Source organism: Clostridium estertheticum (assembly GCF_011065935.2).
In the GTDB taxonomy this organism is placed as follows: Bacteria; Bacillota; Clostridia; order Clostridiales; family Clostridiaceae; genus Clostridium_AD; species Clostridium_AD estertheticum_A.
Window position 1 is genome coordinate 1,660,950 of record NZ_JAAMNH020000001.1, and the last position, 16,094, is coordinate 1,677,043.

Sequence of the window (16,094 nt, forward strand, 5' to 3'; positions counted from 1 at the left end):
GTGAGATTTTTAATACTGCAAAATATATAGAATATATGCTTTATATTTCTAACGAATTAATCATTATCAGTCATTTTAACATATTTTACACTCTTATTTTTAGCATCCTTCATGTTGTTTTTGATTTCATTTGAAGAAACAAATTTTTTAATGGCAGATGAACTACTATTAGGATTTTTGTTTTCAGATTTATCATTTTTGTTAATTTTATTTTCTTTATTTTTAATTGTTTTATTTTTAATTTCGGAGGATTTCTCTTTTATTTTATTAGTATTATTCTCTACTGAAGGTTTTTTAAGGGAATCTTTTACAGCATCTTCATTTTTAATAGTGGAACCTTTTTTTATACTATTATTATTTAAATTAGCAGTATCTATTTTTTTATTATTAATTGTAATATCAATTCGTTTATTATTGCTTGAAGAAGCATTAATTATAATTTTTAGATTATTATTATCTATAATATTTTTAAAGTTAGAAATATCTATAGAGTTATCACTATTAACTTTAATATCAACACTAATAATTTTTTTATAATTTACATATTCAGTGTTTATAAAATTTTCAGCTTTAGATTCTTTAATTAAAAGCTCAAGGCCCGTATCTATAGATTTATTTTTTAGTTTAACATTACGAAGTATTAGGGAACCATCTGAATTTAATGCTTTGAAACTAATAATTTTATTCCATCTGTTAGCTTTAAGAGAAACAGATGGGTTAATACTGAGAACTATAGTTGTAACTGGAGCATAGTAAGCATATGCAAAAGAGCTAGAAATAAGTATAAACATTAGTGAAGCGGCAATTATGGCATACTTGTAGTTAAATAAGTTTTTCTTATATAATTCTCCTCTATGGATTGAGCCTATCTTAGGCAATACTTTGCCAATCCTTATATATACGAATTCTCCACGGTCGGTCATAATGCCAGCCTTCTTATTAATAATAGATATTACAATACCTGTTTTAATCATTTAATTCACCCTCTTTAATATTTAGATAAGATTTTAAATACACATATTCTGGATTTATAAGTATCAATATTAAAGAAATTATATATATTCGCCATTTTTCAATTAATTTTCTATTTGAGGCAGTTAATATCATTATTTCCTTAGTTGGAAGCCTTCTTTTGGTCTTTAAATGATTAAGTATTGATTCTTCTCTAGCGCATAAAAAGGCAATATTCAATAAATTGTCTCTAGTATCCTTGTGAGAAGGAGATAAATTAATAAGAGAATCAAAATTGATTTTATATTTTAATAACTCTTCTGAAAATAAATTTATTTCATCAGCTCTAAATTCATTCTCAATTTTAATTTCAAAATCGTTAATAGAATTTTTCCCATCTATATAATCCACATTGCCCATACTGTTATCAAAGATTAAAATTGGAGAAGTTTTATTTTTTCTGAAAAAATCTATAAGTGCGTTTTTAATAATAACTTTACCAAAACCATAAAAATTACCTTTAGTTTTATCATATTTATCACAGGCCATGTTAAAAGCCATAAGAGAGATACTAAGCTCTTCATCATTTTCCCAAATTAAATGCCTTTTGCAGATTTTACTTGTAGTTGAGTAAATAAAACCTTTGTTCGCCTCAATAAAATTGTCGCGATTTTCGGAAATTAAAGCATCTATATTAAAACTTTGTTCTTCATCTAAAACCACGACTGTTTTTTTATTTTTATGAAAAAGAAGTTTTAAGTTCATTTGTCCACCCCTTATATTCTGTATACGTAAATACTATCAATTTTAAGAGGGAAAAGAAACATAAATATATTTTTAAAGGAAATATAAAATACCCCCTAATAAATATTAAGATGTTTCGTATATATAAGCGAAAAGAAAAATATGGGATAATAATTAATAATTGCTGTCTACATAAGAACAATACGAGGAGGAATTAAAATGAAAAAAGTAGCTATTTTAGTTGCAGCCATAGCATTTACAGTAAGCATAAATACAAAGGTGTTTGCAACAGGTGTTCAAAATCCAGTTACTACAAGTACTAATACAAACATAAGCGAGGGTGTTAATAAGGATACAGGAATTATGCCAGATAGTATGTTTTATTTCATTGATAAGGCATTTGATAATCTTAAAGTATTTTTAACCTTTGATGATGCAAAGAAGGCAGAAATAATTTCACAAATAGCAAATGAAAGAATAGCTGAGTATGACAGTATGACAGAAAAACAGAAATATGATTTGGCACAAAATATAATTAAAGAATTAGATAAGTTAAGTGGAAAATTAGATGTGTTACAAGAAGATAATAATAATAATAATAATGAAGTTAATATAGAACATAAGGCAGCAGTAGCTAATATGGTAGAAAAAAGACATCTATTAAATACAGCAAGACAAGAATATCAATCAGTAATGGTTGATTTAAAACAAGCTAAAAAATCTGGTGATGAAGTGGCTATAAAAGATGCGCAGGAACTACTAAAAGTAAAAGAAGATTTGTATAAAAAGGCTAAAGAAGCATCCACTACAGCTTTTGAGGAAATGAAAGCAGTTAAAAATGATACTGTGAAAAGTGATGAAAAGATAGAAAATAAGAAAGAACAAGTAAAGAAAGTAACAAAAGATAAGATTGAAGTTGAAAAAGTACAAGTAGCCAAAGAAGCCAAAGAAGCCAAAGAAGCTAAAGAAGTAGAAGAAGCTAAAGATGTAAAAGAAGTAAAAGAAGTAAAAGAAGTTAAAAGTGATGTTAAAGAGAAATTAGCAAATATAGAAATTAGAAATGAGAATAAAAGAGAAGAAATAAAAGAAAAATTAGCAAATATACAAATTAAAAATGAAAATAAAAAAGAAGAAATAAAAGAGAAAACAAATGAAATTAAAGAAAATAAAAAGAACTAAATAGAAGATTAGTTATTAGTTATTTAGAATAAAAGTTATCATCTAGGTAAAAATAAGATATTGTAATAGATTATTACAATATCTTATTTTAAGTTAGAGGAGGAAAATAAAAGTTTATGAGAAAAACAAAATTACCAAAAGGACAGCATGAAGAACAAGTTGAAAATGTAAAAAATATGTTACAAAGAGGCATGGGGCTTATTGAAGTTTTAGGCTTAACAAGTTTAAATGAAGAGGAAGTAATAGGAATTAATGATGAACTTAGAGGTGAATAGTACAAATTAAAATGACGGGGAGTTCCCCCGTCATTTATTTATTATTAATCCCTGCAACAAAATTTAATTCCCGAGCAGCGGCTAAAACTTGTTCCTTATCCACAGTACAAGCAGCAGTGGAAAGACCATGTTTTTCAAGAATTCTAGTTATCTCCTCATGAGTAATGGCAGTAGAAGGAGATTCGCCTTGTATTCGTAAATCTAAGTCATTATTATCACGTTTAAAAGATACAAAATATTCACCTGCATCATTTTTGTCTATTATAAAACCTTTAGCCATAATTATGCCCCCTTTTTTTACACAAATAGTACAATTATAGTATAATGCACAGCTAACTAATTTTCAAAGCATTTTATTTGCTAAATAAAATGTATTAAACAAAATATTATGTAAAAGATAATAAAGGTAATAAGTAAGTAAAGAAAATTCAGGAGGGAAAATTATGCCGAAAAAAGGAATGAGTAGACCACAAGTTCAGCCTAAAGGGGATAATAATAAGAAAATGAAAGATCAGGACGCAAAAAGAGTTCCTGAAGTAGGGAAATAAAAAACATGAAAAAACTGCTTATTTTATAGGCAGTTTTTTTATTATGTTTTAGAATACTTGCTATTTATGAAACCTTTGTTTTCATAGGACGGGCTTTCATACATAGAGTTTAAAACCTTAGACTATTTTAGTTTTTATTTAACAAAAATACATTCATTTAGCATTATTACATTGATTTTACATTAAAAAGTAAGTATAATGCGTGGTGGAGGTGTACAACATGAAAACACATAAAATTACAAAAGAACTTCTATTTTTTGTCATGATTTTAATATTCTTAATACCTATTAAAGCTTTTGGTGCTGAAGAAAAAAAAATGCAAGAAGTTAACAAGGACAAGATATGGAGTATAAACTTTAATGACTCTGTTTTATTAGATGAAATATCCAAAGAAAGTATATACATATTAGATGATATGGAGAAAAAGGTTGATATTACTTTAGAATTAAGTAATGATGGAAAAACTATTTTAGTAAAACCACCCAAGCAAGGTTATGAACCAGGGAAAAACTATGTATTACAAATAAACAATCAAATACATAATGCTGCTGGTGAAACTATAATAGGACCAATTAGTTTTAAATTTACAATAGAAAGGCCCGTGTACATAGTAAAAGTAAACAATATAAATTTATCTGTAAAACAAGGACAAGCATTTACTCTTCAGGAAAAAGTAACAGTAGATCTAAGCAATGGTGGAAGAGTGGATAAAGGTGTTTTATGGAATACTACAAATGTAGATACAACTAAAGCTGGCACATATACATTTGAGGGAAATGTAGAAGGATATGATGATAAGGTAAGCTTAACTTTAAATATAATAATAGACTATAACTATCTTGTAAAACCATCAATTGTGGTTGCAGAATTAACATGGGATTCGTATTTTTATAATGATATGTCTTTATATTCTCAAAGATTAGGTATAGCTAAAAAAGGAAGTAAAGTTGAAATTATAGTGGATAAATCCTTTGAATGGTATTATATAAGAACTAAAGAGGGCAAATATGGATGGCTCAAGAGAAATACATTAATAATACCTAAAGATCCAGAAACGAATACAAAAAAACTAACTAAAATGGAGTTAGAGGGATATGTGAATTTAATGAAATTTAATAGCTCTACTGTATATTTTATTTGGGTAGACATTAGTCATCAAAATGTTAATGTATTTCAAGGAACCAAGGGCAACTATAAACTCCTAAAAACTATGAGTTGCGCAACAGGAAAAAATATATCACCTACAATTAGAGGTTCTTTTACTATTCAAGATAGGGGGCCATGGTTCTATACAGGTAAGAGTGGAGCTAGGTATTGGGTACGTTTTAGTGGAGCTTATCTATTTCATTCCATAGCTATGGATGCAAATAAAAATGTTAAAGATTATACATTAGGAAAAAGAGCATCTGAAGGATGTGTTAGACTTTCGATTATTGATAGTAAGTGGGTGTATGATAATATGCCTTATGGTACAAATGTATGGGTTAATTAACCCATTGTAAGGTAAATAAGTGTAAACTAATATTTTTTTAAATTGGCTTAAAGCAAATTAAACACCAGGCTCTAAAATTATCTGAACCTGGTGTTTAACTATCATTAAGGCTTTAATTGCAGCTTTAAAATTAAATGTTATTCATATAACCCAAATCCAGTAATAACAAGTGTATCCCAATCAGTTTCTTCATTTTTAATCCAATTGTATTCAATGCAAAGTTGCTTTAACCATGCATTAAGGCCACTACTTTTTTTACTGGCATTTGGAGCTTGTCTACCGAAACTTTCTTTTATGGTTTCAAGTAATTCTATTTGGTCGTCTTTTTCCATCTCTTTATCTAACATTTCTTCTATAACATCACAACATTCTTCATAACATTTTTTGTCCTCAGCATACAATTCATCTGCGAGTAACTGACGTTTATTATTTAGTGTATCTCGGACAGTATTAATTTCTTCTAAATTTGATAAGTATTTTTTAGCTATGTTCATAGCGGCAATATCATTATCTATTCTAATTATTGCTCTTTCTAATTTTGCATTTCTCATTTTAATCTTCTCACTTTACATTTTTTATTTAGTCATTGATTAAGGCATCTTGAAAAAATAACTAGAAAAATGCTTGTTATTTTCTTCAAGATGCCTAATGACAATAAATCAATTATATCATAAATTCACTATGATACAAAACACTCTCTTTATATTCTTATAAATTAAACTAATTTGGATTCTAATTCACTTAATAATTTAACATATTTATCTTGAAGTCTATTTTTCGTAGCCTCATTTTCTACATCGAAGCATTGAGCATCTATTTCTTCTAACTGCTCTTTACTTAATCTTTTTTGAGCGAAAGTATAAATAGCGGTATCTTCCTTTTCGATATGCCTATGAAGTAAGTCAGTGTAAGCTATAGCATTGGCAATTATATCAACTCTTGAGTCAATATCTCCATCTTTAAATTTACCTAAGGCTACTTCTAGATTTCCCATAAAAAGCCTACCTAAATCATGTTCAACTAGCATTCCCATAATAGGACCCTTTTCTATTCGTTCCCCTAAAACTTCACTCATTTTTTTAAAAAGAATAACCTCTTCCTTATTATGATGGTGTTTATCCGCATAATTTCTTACAAAGTCAATAACACTATTAAAGTCATTATAATCAACGGCTTCATTGTTAAGTACTTTAATAGAAAATTTTCTAACTACAACCAACATTCTTTTTATAATTTTATGTTCTTCCATCATTAGATCTATAGCATTCATATATATCCTGGTTTCTTAAACCTAAACATATCTTAAATTTAAGTTTAAAAACCAGTATTCACCTCACTTTCTATTTTTTCAAGTTCCACTTGCAGATATTTTTTACCTTGCATAACATGCATTGGATGTGTAAGACATAGACTCTTACTTTTAATTTTGGTTAAATATCCATCCATCATCTGCAACTCTTTGCCAAAAGTTTTCATGTGCATTTTTCGCATAGAGTTACACCATTATAAATACTATCTGCTCCACCACTATTTTTGGGTTTAGCGTGGTGCATTTGAAGTTTGATGTTAGAATTACAGTCTACGCATTTAAAGCCATCTCTCATAAATACAGCTAATCTGATATTATTATCAAGTCTATTTGACTTTTGATACTGCCAGTTTGGTAGCTCCTCGTATAATAATTCTAGATGCATAAATTGATAATTATTATCAATTATAAATATATCATATAAAATTATCTAGTAAGGTGATATCTTCTATAGATTTTAAAAGATATGCCCCTCCACCTCCAGGATTTACATTAACGAGTCCAGCCTTCTTTAGCATTCCAATTACTCTCCGAATAAATATTTCATTACATTAGCTATCAATATTTAAAACTCCATATAATTGTTCTTTGTATTTTAATATACAAAGAACAAAATAGCATGCTATATTTCTCTTCTATTCTATGCATCCTTTTAAAGTATGCCATGCAAGCACCGCACATTTTACTCTGGCAGGCATATTAGATATATTCTTTAATGCAATAGCATCCTCTAGCTTTTCTAATTCTTTATCATCTGTTACTTCTCTTTTTATCATTCCAATAAAAGTATTTACAAGTTCTAGTGCTTCAGCCTTGCTCTTTCGTTTAATTAAATCTATCATCATAGAAGTTGATGCCTGGGATATTGCGCAGCCAGTTCCACTAAATGCTGCCTCCTCTATAATATCACCATTAAATTTTAACTCTAAAGTGATTTCATCTCCACAGCTTGGATTATGCCCTACCTCAGAACAATCTGCATGTTCTAAATATCTTCTATTATGACCACTTTGATTATGCTCCATTATAAGCTCTGAATAAATTGAATTAAGATCCATATCCTAACCACTTCCTCACATTTTTAATACTTTCAACAAATACATCAATCTCCTCTTTTGTATTGTAGAAATAAAAGCTTATTCTAGAGGATGAATTTAAGTTTAAATACCGCATAAGAGGCTGTGCACAGTGGTGACCTGCTCTAAGAGCCACTCCATAGGTATCCACAATACTTGCCACATCATGTGGATGAACTCCTTCTAATGTAAAAGAAATTACTCCACATCTCTTTTCCACATCCTTGCTACCTAATACCGTTATATATGGTAGCTCTCTTAGTTTCTCTAAAGCATATTCCATTAACTCTTTTTCTCTATACTGAATAAAATCCATGCCTATTTCATTTATATAATCAATAGCTGCTGCAAGACCTACTGCTCCTTCTACATTTTGCGTACCTGCCTCAAACTTGTATGGTAGCTCTGCAAAAGTGGCTTTATCTTCCCAAACATATTCAATCATATCTCCACCTCTTAAAAATGGAGGCATTGTTTTTAATAATTCTTCTTTTCCATATAATACTCCTATTCCCATTGGTGCAAGCATCTTATGACCTGAAAACACAATAAAATCTGCATCTAATTCTTGTACATCCACCTTCATATGTGGTACGCTTTGAGCGCCGTCCACAATTACTACTGCACCTTTTTCATGGGCATAAGCTGTAATCTCCTTTATTGGATTTATAGTACCTAGCACATTAGAAACTTGCGCAACACCTACCAGCTTTGTTTTATTTGTTATTTTCCTTTTTATTTCCTCAAAAGGAATTTCTCCATTTTGATCTACATACATATACTTTAAAATGGCACCCTTAGAAGCAGCCACATGCTGCCAAGGAAGTATATTACTGTGGTGTTCACTAATAGAAAGAACTATTTCATCACCCTCTTCAATAAAGGTCATTCCATAGGAATAAGCCAATAAATTTAATGCCTCGGTAGTGTTTTTAGTAAATATCACTTCCTTTGAACTTCTTGCATTAATAAAGCTTGTTACCTTTTCTCTGGCATTCTCATAAGCTTCCGTAGCTGCAACACTTAAATGATGAGCTCCTCTATGAGGGTTAGCATTTATTTCTTTGTAATATTCTCTTATAGCCTTTATTACTCTTTGGGGTTTATGTGTGGTTGCTCCATTATCTAAATAAACTAAGTTTTTACCGTTAACCTTTTGTGATAATATGGGAAAATCACTTCTTATTTTTTCTATACTTATATTATTCATAAACTAATCTCTCCTGCATTACCGCTTCTATTCTTACCTTCAATTCCTCCACAGGGATTAAATCTATAATAGGTCTGAAGGAAGCTTCTACTATAATCTTCTTTGCCTCTTTTTCACTGAAACCTCTACTCATAAGATAAAATAGCTTGTTTTCATCAATTTTACCAGCACTAGCTGCATGCTTACCTTCTACATCATCTTCTCCACAAATTAGCAGTGGAATAGCATCAGATTTAACATTTTTGTTTAATAGTATCGCATACTCCTCTTCTGATCCTTTTGCCCTTGATGCACCCTTTTTAAAATCAATAGTACCTCTGAACACTTTTTTAGCTTCGTCCTTTAAAGCTCCTCTGCATTCTATATTACTTACACTTCTTCGTCCAAAATGATTCATTATATAACTGATATCTACATAACTTTTCTTATCTGCTAAGTAGATAGATTTAACATTGGCTTCACTACTTGTTTCTTCTAGGTTTGTTACATAATTTGTTACAGTCTTTTCTCCCCCTAATTCTATTGAAATGTAATTCACCTTCGCTCCATGGCCAACATAAGCTACATTAGAATCAAAATGCTGAGAAAATTTATTCATCCTTTGAACCTTTATAACATTTACAACTGCTCCATCTTTTGCATATATCTTCGTTAACCCATTATGAAAAACCAAGGTTTCATCCTCTGTTAAATATTCCATAACCACAGTTATTTCACTGTTTTCCTCAGCAATAATTAGGTTATTATCTATTATTACCTCATTTTCTTTATCTCCATAAAACTCTATTTGTATAGGTTTTAATAATCTTTCTCCTTGAGGAGCATGTATTAGCACTCCTGTATTATTTGAGTTTCTTGCTAATAGCACTAATTCTTCTGATACTCCATATTTTTCTTTATTAAAATATGACTCAATAAAATCATAATTAACCTTTTTTATATTTGTTTCTTGTACTAAAACACCTGCAAAATCATCCTGTTTAATAACAGCTTTATTGTATTTAGGAACATTAGGCATATGAAAGTCCTTTAATTTATATTCATTTACACCTAACCATCTCCAGGTTGTTACCGGCAATTTATTTAATGCTAAATCCATGTTTCACCCTCCTTTATCCAATTGTTCCTTGTAGCTCCAGCCTAATTAAATTATTCATTTCAACAGCATATTCCAATGGAAGCTCCTTAGCGATAGGCTCTACAAACCCTCTTACAATCATGGCCTTTGCCTCTTCCTCACTAATTCCTCTACTCATTAAATAGAATATTGTCTCATCACTAATTCTTCCAATCTTAGCTTCATGACCTAGATCAACTTCGTCGTTCAATATATCTATTACTGGAATAGTATCTGATTTTGATTTATTATCAAGCATAAGTGACTCACAAGAAACTGTGGATTTGCTGTGATGAGCATTTGATGCTACCTTTACTACCCCTCTATAAAGCGCTACTCCTCCATCCTTTGAAATTGATTTAGAATTTATATTTGAAGAAGTATATGGCGCAGCATGAAGAACCTTAGCCCCTGTATCAAGGTGTTGACCCTTTCCTGCAAAAGTAATACCAGTGAACTCCACCCTTGCACCTTCTCCTTTTAAAATACTCATAGGATATAGCATAGATACCTTTGAACCAAAGGAACCTGACACCCATTCTATAGTTCCATTTTTCTCAACAATAGCTCTTTTTGTATTTAAGTTATACATGTTCTTTGACCAATTTTCTATAGTGCTATATCTAAGAGTTGCATCTTCCTTCACATAAAGCTCTACACAGCCAGCATGAAGGTTAGCTACCGAATACTTTGGTGCTGAACACCCTTCTATAAAATGAAGCTTTGCTCCCTTTTCAACGATTATTAATGTGTGTTCAAATTGACCTGCACCAGGTGCATTTAAACGAAAGTAAGATTGAAGAGGCATATCCACCTGAACTCCCTCTGGCACATAAACAAAGGAGCCTCCTGACCACACAGCGCCGTGAAGAGCTGCAAATTTATGGTCACTCGGAGGTACACATTTCATAAAATACTCTTTTATTATTGGTTCATACTCCCTAATTGCCGTTTCCATATCTGTATATACAACACCTTGTTTGGTTAATTCTTCTTTAATACTGTGATATACCACCTCTGAATCATATTGAGCACCTACACCTGCTAAAGATTTTCTCTCTGCTTCAGGAATTCCCAATCTCTCGAAGGTATTCTTAATATCCTCTGGCACCTCACTCCACTTATTCTTCATTGATGTATTTGGCTTTACATAAGTTACTATATTGTCTATATTTAGCTCGCTTATATCCGGTCCCCAGCTTGGTAGCTCCATTTGATTATATATCTCTAGAGATTTTAATCTAAAATCCGTCATCCACTTAGGCTCTTTCTTTTCTCTTGATATATCCTTTATTATGTCTGAGGTTAATCCATTATTGGTTTTATAACTATAACGAACTTCATTTTTTATATCATAAATACCTCTATCTAATTCCTCTACATATGTTCTTTTTCTTTCTTCCATTTTTCTCACATCCTTTATTAAGAATTTTTTTCCTTAAGAAACTCATATCCTTTGATCTCTATCTCTTTCGCTAAAGAGAAATCGCCGGTTCTAACTATTTTCCCATCTATAAGCACATGTACATAATCTGGTTTTAAATAATCTAATATCTTATTATGATGTGTAATAATTAGAAAAGCATTTTCTTCATTAGCCAGCATACTTACACCCTTTGATACTACCTTTATTGCATCTACATCTAGTCCTGAATCTGCTTCATCTAAAATAGTTAACTTAGGCTCTAGTATAGCCATTTGGAGAATTTCATTCTTTTTCTTTTCTCCCCCGGAAAAGCCTACATTTAAATATCTGCTAGCATACTCTTCCTTCATATCTAAAAGCTCCATCTTTTCTTTTAGCTTTTTCTTAAATTCCATTAACCTAATAGGTTTACCTTCCAAGGAATTTTTAGCTGTTCTTAAAAAGTTTTCTACAGTAACTCCTGTTAGCTCTTCTGGATACTGAAATGATAAAAATATACCTTTTTTAGCTCTTTCATTAGGCTTTAATTCATTAATGTTTTCACCTTGGAAAATCATTTCCCCATTTGCAATGCTGTATTTTGGATGACCCATAATAGTATTAGCTAAGGTAGATTTACCTGCTCCATTTGGTCCCATAATTACATGTATTTCGCCCTTATTTATTTCTAAATTTAATCCCTTTAATATCTCTTTTTGTTCAACCTTTGTATGTAAAGCTTTTATTTCTAATAGCTTATCTGTCATAACCACACTCTCCTCACCAATTATTTATAACATTATATATTTAAATTCATACTGTTTTACTCTGATTTATACTTATATAATACTATTTTACTCTGAATTAATCAAAAACCATATTTTCTACTCTTACCCTAAAAAAATAGATTTCCACGGTATTTACTCGAATTCTCTTAATATTACTAATAATTTTCGTTATTTACCTAAGTTTCATACAAACAAAAAAAATAGATGTCCCATTTTTTTATGGGACATCCTCATTTATCATAATAGTTATGCTAAATTTAGTACTATTGCTTTTAATATTTTAATTATACCAATTGCTATGATTGTATTTAAAGAAAAGGTATCAGTAAAAGAGCTTGAAAGTCACTCGGTCAAAATTCCATACATAACTATATATAATACTCATACATGGGCCACCTCAACGTTAATTATAAGCACACTAAAAAACAGGAATAACACCTCTTTTTAGTGTGTTTTTTATGTTAGACATTGGTCTAATGGATTTTAGTACTGAAAAATTAAATTCAATAATTTAACAATAAATAACATAAAATAAGGAATATTGATGATATAATTTAATTATACTTTATTAATAGTAAAATAGCACTTTAGCTAACAGTTGAGTGCTTTATAAGTAAATTCACGAAAAGGAGGTCGGTATTATGACAATTAATTACGCACACAGAGGTGCAAGTGAATATTACCCGGAAAATACAATGCTTTCCTTTGAAAAAGCACTAGAAATGGGAGCTACAGGCATAGAAACAGACGTACAGGTAACAAAGGATGGTGTATTAGTACTTATTCATGACGAAATGGTAAATAGGACAACTAATGGAGAGGGATTTGTAAAGGACTATACCTATAAGGAACTAAACAAATTAGATGCTGGATCTTGGATGGGCGAAGAATTTGCAGGGGCTAAAATTCCTACAGTTGAGCAGTTAATTTACCTAACTTTGGATAAAAATATTATTATTAATTTTGAAATTAAAAATGGAATAGTAATATATGAAGATATTGAACAAAAACTTATTGATTTAATTTATAAGCATAAAATAAATCGTAAAGTTATTTTGTCTAGTTTTAATCACTACTCTATAGCTAAGTGTAATAAAATATCCAAGGGAATTAATACAGGAGTATTGTATATGGAAGGGATTTATAAGCCATATAATTATGCAAGCACTGTTGGGGCAAATGCTATTCATCCGTATTTTCTTGCCATAAATGAGGAAGTAATAAAAGAAACCAAAAAGCACAAAACTCAAATAAATGTGTTCACAGTGGATGATGAAGAGAAAATGAAGTTTTTCTTAGATATGAAGGTTGAGGGTATTATAACTAATTGTCCTGATAAGCTCCATAAAATAATGGCAGACAACTATTAGCAATTGATATCTGCCAAAGAGTAGATTAATGTACAAAATAATTAGTATTTGTTTTGTACTCTAGATCATCAAAAGGAGGATTATGAAAAAACTGGATTATAAGAAAGTTTTTTTGCTAGGAATAGGCTTTTTTGCAATTAGTGTTACTTGGTCCATATATAACGCTTTTGTTCCTAAAATATTAAGTAATTTTATAAGTAGTACCACAATAATAGGATTTATTATGACTATAGATAATTATTTTGCCTTGTTTTTGCAGCCGGCAGTTGGGATATTAAGTGATAAGGTTGATACAAAGCATGGAAAGAGAATGCCTTTCATAATGGTAGGTATGCCACTATCCGTAGTATTTATAATACTTGTGGCAAATTATAAAAATTTGCCTATGCTAATAACATTCATAGTACTTATGAACCTTTCTATGAGTATTTTCAGAGCGCCAGTTGTAGCCCTAATGCCTGATATAACTGCAAAGGAAAATAGAAGCAAGGCAAATAGCATAATAAATTTAATGGGTGGAATAGGGTCAGTTATAGCATATATTGTAGGGTCTAAGCTGTGGGATATAAACGAAAAATACCCCTTCTACCTTGCTGCTATATTAATGTGTTTTTCTTTTATTCTACTTTTTAATTCTATAAAAGAGAGACGGGATGTAGCACATTATGAAAAAGATGAAGCAGCAAATAAAGGATTTGTACAAAGTATAAAGGAAGCTGTTAAAAATAAGAGTGTACTATTTTTACTATTGGCTATATGTAGTTGGTTTATAGGTTTTGCAGGGATAGAGACATTATTTACACTGTATGGTGAGAAATATTTAGGTATAAAGACAAGTGCAGCTGCATTTTCATTTACTTTCATTTCAATTGCATTCTTGATATCTGCAATTCCAGCAGGAATCTTGGGAACTAAGTATGGAAAGAAAAAAACAATTACGGCTGGTATAGTTGGTATTGTTGTGAGCTTTTTAATTATAGCTTTTATGAGAAATATTCTATATATAAGAGGGATGTTTTTAATATGTGGATTTTTCTGGGCTCTAATTAATATAAATTCCTATCCATTTGTTACTGATATGGCGCCCAAAGGTAAAATAGGCACATTTACTGGACTTTATTATCTTACCGCCTCTGTAGCAGCTATAGTATCACCGCCACTTTTAGGTTTTATGATCGATTTATTAGGTTATAAATATATGTTCTTTTATGGAGCTATATTTTTCCTTATAGCTATAATATTTATTAATAAGGTCAAAATTGAAAGTGTGGACTAGATAAAATATTTTTATTAATTGATATTGTAAAAGAATGTAGGGTGCAAACATAGTTGTGCAGTACATTCTTTTTTATTTACTAGAAAATTGTAAAATTTAAAAAACATGTTAATTAAAATTGTTATTAATATGACACCGTTTATATAAAAAATCATGATATTATATAGATAAAATTGATATCTAAAACAGGAAAGGCTAGGGGGAATTATGAAAAATAAGGGCAATATTTATTTAGCTTTAGGTCTATTATGTGAAATTTACTTTATAGGAACAATAATATTTGGCGGGAGAGTAACTTTTGCTGAGTTTTATCTTGGGCTGGGAGTATTATTAATAACAATAGGATTAATTAAACGGAAAAGTAAAAAAGAATATATTTTAATAAGACCAGGAAAGACTCGAACGGCAATAAAAATTTGTTTTATTATTGGACTAGCTTCTTTTGTAGTTATTGAGGGATGTATAATTCAATCAGCTATATCAAAGCATAGAGACAGAAGTGATTACCTAGTGATTTTAGGGGCTGGACTTAGAGGAGAAGTTCCGTCAACTGCACTTTATCAAAGACTTTATGCAAGTCTGGAATATATTGAAATCAATCCTAAGGTTAAGATAGTAGTTTCAGGGGGGAAGGGTTCTGGCGAAAGTATTACTGAAGCAGAGGCTATGAAAAGATTTTTAATAAAACATGGAGTAGCGGAGGAACAAATAATAAAGGAAGAAAAGTCCACCAGTACTTTAGAGAATATGAAATTCACAGCGGCGGTCTTAAGTGGATTAGATAAAAGTGGGAATATAGAAGTAACTATTGTAACAAATAATTTTCATATGTTTAGAGCTAAATTTTTAGCACAAAGACAGGGCTTAAAGGTATATGGGTATCCTGCGCCACTTCATCCAATGCTAGTACCTACTTGCTTTGTTCGGGAGTATTTAGCAGTGATAAATTCATTTATATTTGATAAATAACTTCGGACTGAAAATTTTTTCTTATATTATGGTATTATGAAAAGTATAATATAAGAAAAAATTAGTTATTTAATTGTAATTTCAGTTATTGATTATATTATCGTAAACTAAGGTATCTATTGCATAAGCTATCATAATTTTAATTTTAATTGTAGAAAATATGCAAATATATGAATAGTTATTCATTAAGATTTATTCAGAAATTAATTTTAATTCAATTACAAGAAAATATCATTGGATTAAATGGCTCAATTACATGATTTTAGAACTTACAAAATTGTTATTATTTTAAAAATATTAAAACAGGCTATTGGCTTATGAATTAAAATGTAACACGATGTATAAAAGCTAATGATTTATTTGATAATATATTACTTGTAGATAA

Annotated in this window: 19 protein-coding genes; 6 read left to right on the forward strand and 13 right to left on the reverse strand. The window is 29.9% G+C overall.

Annotated elements, in window-relative coordinates; all coding sequences use genetic code 11:
- Positions 1 to 56: 56 nt before the first annotated feature.
- Both G9F72_RS07685 and G9F72_RS07690 read right to left on the reverse strand, forming a co-directional pair.
- The gene (locus G9F72_RS07685) at positions 57 to 974 is read right to left on the reverse strand and encodes a hypothetical protein (RefSeq protein WP_164956728.1); all 918 of its coding nucleotides are present in this window, start codon (positions 972 to 974) and stop codon (positions 57 to 59) included.
- Complete coding sequence (locus G9F72_RS07690) at positions 967 to 1,716, reverse strand: sigma factor (protein ID WP_164956729.1); 750 nt, start codon at positions 1,714 to 1,716, stop codon at positions 967 to 969. Before G9F72_RS07690 ends, G9F72_RS07685 begins: the two co-directional genes overlap by 8 nt.
- A 198-nt stretch (positions 1,717 to 1,914) precedes the next feature.
- Here G9F72_RS07690 and G9F72_RS07695 point away from each other — a divergent pair, with 198 nt between their 5' ends.
- Both G9F72_RS07695 and G9F72_RS07700 read left to right on the forward strand, forming a co-directional pair.
- Positions 1,915 to 2,874, forward strand: coding sequence for a DUF5667 domain-containing protein (locus G9F72_RS07695; protein WP_164956730.1), 960 nt, complete (start codon positions 1,915 to 1,917; stop codon positions 2,872 to 2,874).
- Positions 2,875 to 2,990: 116 nt separating this feature from the next.
- Entirely contained in the window at positions 2,991 to 3,149 is a 159-nt protein-coding gene (locus tag G9F72_RS07700; RefSeq protein ID WP_164956731.1) for a hypothetical protein, read from the forward strand.
- Between the two features lie 34 nt (positions 3,150 to 3,183).
- Here the strand turns inward: G9F72_RS07700 and G9F72_RS07705 are convergent, their stop codons facing one another.
- Positions 3,184 to 3,429, reverse strand: coding sequence for a hypothetical protein (locus G9F72_RS07705; RefSeq protein WP_164956732.1), 246 nt, complete (start codon positions 3,427 to 3,429; stop codon positions 3,184 to 3,186).
- A gap of 488 nt (positions 3,430 to 3,917) precedes the next feature.
- Between G9F72_RS07705 and G9F72_RS07710 the strand changes: the two genes are divergently transcribed.
- The gene (locus tag G9F72_RS07710; protein ID WP_164956733.1) at positions 3,918 to 5,189 is read left to right on the forward strand and encodes a L,D-transpeptidase family protein; all 1,272 of its coding nucleotides are present in this window, start codon (positions 3,918 to 3,920) and stop codon (positions 5,187 to 5,189) included.
- Between the two features lie 137 nt (positions 5,190 to 5,326).
- Here G9F72_RS07710 and G9F72_RS07715 read toward each other — a convergent pair whose 3' ends face one another.
- From G9F72_RS07715 to sufC, 10 genes are all read right to left on the reverse strand, one after another.
- A complete protein-coding gene (locus tag G9F72_RS07715; protein WP_164956734.1) occupies positions 5,327 to 5,740 on the reverse strand; it encodes a hypothetical protein in 414 nt (137 codons plus the stop codon).
- A gap of 164 nt (positions 5,741 to 5,904) precedes the next feature.
- Positions 5,905 to 6,459: a hemerythrin domain-containing protein gene (locus G9F72_RS07720; protein WP_164956735.1), complete on the reverse strand. Its 555-nt coding sequence runs from the start codon at positions 6,457 to 6,459 to the stop codon at positions 5,905 to 5,907.
- Positions 6,460 to 6,503: 44 nt separating this feature from the next.
- Positions 6,504 to 6,665 (reverse strand): hypothetical protein, encoded by a 162-nt coding sequence (locus G9F72_RS07725; protein ID WP_224676024.1) that lies wholly within the window; start codon positions 6,663 to 6,665, stop codon positions 6,504 to 6,506.
- Positions 6,662 to 6,883: an HNH endonuclease gene (locus tag G9F72_RS07730; protein WP_164956737.1), complete on the reverse strand. Its 222-nt coding sequence runs from the start codon at positions 6,881 to 6,883 to the stop codon at positions 6,662 to 6,664. Before G9F72_RS07730 ends, G9F72_RS07725 begins: the two co-directional genes overlap by 4 nt.
- Before the next feature lie 31 nt (positions 6,884 to 6,914).
- On the reverse strand, positions 6,915 to 7,040 hold the full coding sequence (locus tag G9F72_RS07735; RefSeq protein ID WP_318010974.1) for an Rrf2 family transcriptional regulator: 126 nt from the start codon (positions 7,038 to 7,040) through the stop codon (positions 6,915 to 6,917).
- 93 nt (positions 7,041 to 7,133) lie between these two features.
- Positions 7,134 to 7,556, reverse strand: a complete 423-nt coding sequence (gene sufU / locus G9F72_RS07740) for a Fe-S cluster assembly sulfur transfer protein SufU (RefSeq protein WP_164956739.1) — start codon at positions 7,554 to 7,556, stop codon at positions 7,134 to 7,136.
- A complete protein-coding gene (locus G9F72_RS07745) occupies positions 7,546 to 8,784 on the reverse strand; it encodes a cysteine desulfurase (RefSeq protein ID WP_164956740.1) in 1,239 nt (412 codons plus the stop codon). The genes sufU and G9F72_RS07745 overlap by 11 nt, the downstream gene beginning before the upstream one ends.
- Positions 8,777 to 9,883 (reverse strand): Fe-S cluster assembly protein SufD, encoded by a 1,107-nt coding sequence (gene sufD, locus G9F72_RS07750; protein WP_164956741.1) that lies wholly within the window; start codon positions 9,881 to 9,883, stop codon positions 8,777 to 8,779. The genes G9F72_RS07745 and sufD overlap by 8 nt, the downstream gene beginning before the upstream one ends.
- 13 nt (positions 9,884 to 9,896) lie before the next feature.
- Positions 9,897 to 11,306 (reverse strand): Fe-S cluster assembly protein SufB, encoded by a 1,410-nt coding sequence (gene sufB / locus G9F72_RS07755; protein WP_164956742.1) that lies wholly within the window; start codon positions 11,304 to 11,306, stop codon positions 9,897 to 9,899.
- Between the two features lie 17 nt (positions 11,307 to 11,323).
- Complete coding sequence (gene sufC / locus G9F72_RS07760; protein WP_164956743.1) at positions 11,324 to 12,073, reverse strand: Fe-S cluster assembly ATPase SufC; 750 nt, start codon at positions 12,071 to 12,073, stop codon at positions 11,324 to 11,326.
- A gap of 662 nt (positions 12,074 to 12,735) precedes the next feature.
- On the opposite strand from sufC, the gene G9F72_RS07765 reads away from it, so the two are divergent.
- The 3 genes from G9F72_RS07765 (at position 12,736) to G9F72_RS07775 (ending at position 15,709) form a co-directional block, all read left to right on the forward strand.
- Entirely contained in the window at positions 12,736 to 13,464 is a 729-nt protein-coding gene (locus tag G9F72_RS07765; RefSeq protein WP_164956744.1) for a glycerophosphodiester phosphodiesterase, read from the forward strand.
- An 82-nt stretch (positions 13,465 to 13,546) separates the two neighbouring features.
- Positions 13,547 to 14,740: an SLC45 family MFS transporter gene (locus tag G9F72_RS07770; RefSeq protein WP_164956745.1), complete on the forward strand. Its 1,194-nt coding sequence runs from the start codon at positions 13,547 to 13,549 to the stop codon at positions 14,738 to 14,740.
- Positions 14,741 to 14,947: 207 nt separating this feature from the next.
- Positions 14,948 to 15,709: a YdcF family protein gene (locus tag G9F72_RS07775; RefSeq protein WP_164956746.1), complete on the forward strand. Its 762-nt coding sequence runs from the start codon at positions 14,948 to 14,950 to the stop codon at positions 15,707 to 15,709.
- Positions 15,710 to 16,094: the final 385 nt, after the last annotated feature.